At 35.2% G+C, this 733-nt stretch carries 1 protein-coding gene; it reads left to right on the top strand.

Annotated features, from left to right (window positions below):
- Positions 1 to 666, top strand: a 666-nt coding sequence (locus HMPREF1864_RS05895) for a group II intron maturase-specific domain-containing protein (protein ID WP_255353770.1), incomplete at its 5' end; no start/stop codon positions are given.
- Between the last annotated feature and the right edge of the window lie 67 nt (positions 667 to 733).

Below are 733 nucleotides of genomic sequence, written 5' to 3' on the forward strand. Positions count from 1 at the left end.
CTAGACAAACTAGACAAAGAACTAGAATCAAGAAGACTTAGATTCACTAGATACGCAGACGATTGTCTAATATTTGTAGGAAGTAAAGCAGCAGCCACAAGAGTAATGCATTCAGTAACAAGATTCATAGAAAATAAACTTGGCTTAAAAGTAAATGCAGAAAAGAGCAAAATAACAAGACCAAGCAAGATTAAATATCTAGGATTTGGCTACTGGAAAAACAACAAAGCAAAACAATGGAAAGCACGAGTCCATGAAACATCATTTAAAAGATTCAAAGACAAAATAAAAAAACTAACCACAAGAAAATGGTCAGTACCTTTTGACTACAGAATCAAGAAATTAAATGAAGTAACAAGAGGGTGGATAAATTACTTTAGGATTGCGGATATGAAAAGCAAACTAAAAAGATTTAGTGAACAATTAAGAACTAGGCTCAGAATAATATGTTGGAAAATGTGGAAAGTACCGAAGAAAAGACAATGGGCGTTAATGAAAATGGGAGTAGGAAAAGACCTAGCAAGACTAACAGCCTATTGTGGAGATAGGTATTACTTTGTAGCAACAAAAACCTACTTAGTAAGAGTAATCACAAAGGAAAGACTAACCAAAACAGGATTAGTAGACCCATACGATTACTATATAAGCAGGTCATGGGTAAATTAAATTGAACCACCGTATGCCGAACGGCACGTACGGTGGTGTGAGAGGGCTATTTATTTAGCCCTACTCG

This window comes from Peptoniphilus sp. DNF00840 (assembly GCF_001553125.1).
Classification (GTDB): domain Bacteria; phylum Bacillota; class Clostridia; order Tissierellales; family Peptoniphilaceae; genus Peptoniphilus_A; species Peptoniphilus_A vaginalis.